The sequence below is a fragment of the Paraburkholderia sp. RL17-381-BIF-C genome (genome assembly GCF_046026435.1).
GTDB lineage: Bacteria > Pseudomonadota > Gammaproteobacteria > Burkholderiales > Burkholderiaceae > Paraburkholderia.
This window is the reverse complement of sequence record NZ_JARESX010000164.1, coordinates 1-2,623: the sequence shown is the minus strand read 5'-3', so window position 1 is coordinate 2,623 and position 2,623 is coordinate 1. Positions and strand designations below refer to the sequence as shown.

3 protein-coding genes are annotated in these 2,623 nt (G+C 58.3%); all 3 read left to right on the top strand.

The genetic code is table 11. The features are described 5' to 3' along the window. Nucleotides 1–702: 702 nt before the first annotated feature. A complete protein-coding gene (locus P0D70_RS36370; RefSeq protein ID WP_408188077.1) occupies nucleotides 703–1,365 on the top strand; it encodes a DUF1345 domain-containing protein in 663 nt (220 codons plus the stop codon). Between the two features lie 297 nt (nucleotides 1,366–1,662). Beyond that, nucleotides 1,663–2,106: a hypothetical protein gene (locus P0D70_RS36365; RefSeq protein WP_408188076.1), complete on the top strand. Its 444-nt coding sequence runs from the start codon at nucleotides 1,663–1,665 to the stop codon at nucleotides 2,104–2,106. Nucleotides 2,107–2,208: 102 nt separating this feature from the next. Beyond that, nucleotides 2,209–2,623, top strand: a 415-nt coding sequence (locus tag P0D70_RS36360; RefSeq protein WP_408188075.1) for a GNAT family N-acetyltransferase, incomplete at its 3' end; no start/stop codon positions are given.

The following is a 2,623-nucleotide window of genomic DNA, read 5'->3' as shown; positions in this document are numbered from 1 at the left end:
ACTAGCCCACCGGAACGCCGGTGGCTGATTCATTCGGCGAAGGTGCGGCAAGACGATGACCGCGGGACTGCCGCGCGCGCGGGCAGGAAGGGATGCATATATCTGTGCAGTCCCGCACGCTTCGCGCGACACATCGCAGCTAATGCGGTTGCGGAAAGCTGCGCAGCGCCCGAACTGTGCTTTATGACGTAGGCACGGTGTGGAGCTTACATCTCTTCAAACACCGCCGTCCCTGCCACGCTGAGTTCAATCCGGAGTAGCACGCGGAAAAATGGTCAGCCGGACCGGCTCGTGGTGCCGTTAAGTCAGGAGACGAACGTCAGCCCAGAGGATCCCGTCCGCCTGCAACGACTCCTCTTCCTGTAGCGCGATGATCTTCTCGTCGAGCTCATTGTCTGCCGTCAAAACGGCGAGACTGGATTGTGCAGTGTGCCCACCAGCAGCTCCCGAACGCCCAATTACCCGCCTGATCATAGATGGCCGTCTTGGCCGTAGCCTATAGTATTCAAGGAATGCGGCAACTCAGCCGCGCCGGAAAGCGGTCTAGTATCCGTGCGAAGATTCACGCACCGCGTGCGCGGTGTTGCATGCATGATTGCAATGACGGCGGTATGACGACCCGGGTTGCGCCGCGGCCGCGCAGTCGACTGTCTACTGAAAGCGGCGGGTAAGGCCGCTGCGAAAGATCTTTCGTCGATTCCTATGTCTATCAAATACTATCCGCAGCTTCTTCGCAATCGTCCCCGCACGGTGATCGGCCTCGCGATCGGCGTCGTCGTCGCGCTCCTCTTCCCCGGCCATACGAGTCCGCTGACGCGCACACTGCTCGGTTGGGACGCGGCCGTCTGGAGCTACCTGCTGATGATCTGGGTACATATGGCTCTCACCGAGGAACACCGCGTGCGCGAATACGCGATACGCGACGACGAAAACGCGGGCGTCGTGCTGTTCGTAATCTGTATCGCGACGGTCGCGAGCATCGCCGCGATCGTACTGGAGCTCGCCTCGGCGAAGGGTGCGGGAGGCGCGTCGATCGTATCGCACTACCTGCTGACCGGTCTGACGTTGATGGGCGCATGGTTTCTGATTCCGACAATCTTCACGCTCCATTACGCGCGGCTCTACTATGACACCGACGCCCAAGAAACCGCGTTGAAGTTCCCCGACCACCATTTGCTGCCGAACTACTGGGACTTCCTCTACTACTCGTTCACGATCGCGGTTGCGTCGCAGACCTCGGACGTCGTGCTACGCTCGCGCGAAATTCGCCGCGTGACGCTCGCTCAATCGATCCTGTCGTTCTACTTCAACGTCGCGGTGCTCGGTTTGTGCGTGAACATCGCGGCGGGGCTGCTGGGCTCATGACACTGCCCTTGCGCGGTGGTGGCGCGAGGAGGAAAGTGAAAACGCTTCCGATCTGCTCGCCTGATTGCGTGCTACACCTACGATCTTCACGAATGACCTTTGAACAATCGAAATCGGCCCTTGGGACTTCGACGATTCGACCAGCAGCAAGGGGTCGGTCCATGCCTTTCGCATATCTGCTGCGATCAGCGATCTGCGGGGCTCGCGTTGGCCCGGGTTCGGCCACGAACGGTCATTCGACACGGGCTCCTCAATCGTTGACAATGCCGACAAATTAAGCCGATTCCGTATACGAACATGAACCTACTTGGACATCGCACACTTCATCGACCAGGGACCGTGTCGGGGGCTGCTACCCGCACTGAGAGAACCTCTGCGGACTTCCTGATAGACGGGCAGTCTTTGCTGGAAATGCTGGTGAAAAATGCTGGAGGACACTCGGATTTCATGGGTTGCTTTGTGAGTGGGTATGCAGAGTCATGCGAGCGTACTCGCGCGACTCTGCTCGATGTTCCGCCTGAGAACGGAAAGCGTGTGCTGCTTTACATCTGCCCAGAGTGCGGCGATGTTGGCTGCGGCGCATATTCGGCCCTCGTGCGGCGCGATCGCGAATTCTACGTCTGGGAAAATTTTGCCTACCAGGAGGGAAAATATGATTCGACGTCACTTGAGGCTGTTGGACCGTTTTTTTTCGAATCAAATCAATATAAAGCCGGCTTGTTCGCTGCGTCAGGATTTTGACGGACCCGAGTAGGCGTGAGATCCCAGTTGGCCATTTTGAGACATTTGGCGGCACTGCTTAAACTGCTGACAATCATTGCTCCCTGACACGCACCGGACAAAATGAGCGCAATTGAATTGTTGAAACCTACGACCGCATTGCTTCCGAGCTACGTTTCGGCTCTTCAGACGGGATGGTCACCTGACAATGTTCGTAAGGAGGTCGCTGCGCGCGAACAATTGCACGCCATCGAAGTGAACGCGGAGGCGTTTGTCGGTGGCCTGGACGATCCAACCGCATCGGGCGGCCCGATTCCTTTGCCCGATGGCTCGACCGTGGCCCGTCTGCCAAGCGTTGTCCGATGGATCTGGGACGGCGATGTTAGCGGTGCAATCGGATTTCGTTGGCAGGCTGGAACGACCGAATTGCCGCCGAACGTGCTTGGACATATTGGCTTCTCTGTCGTGCCGTGGAAGAGAGGCAACGGCTACGCCAGGCAGGCGCTTAACTTGATGCTCGGCGAAGCGAGGCTGCAAA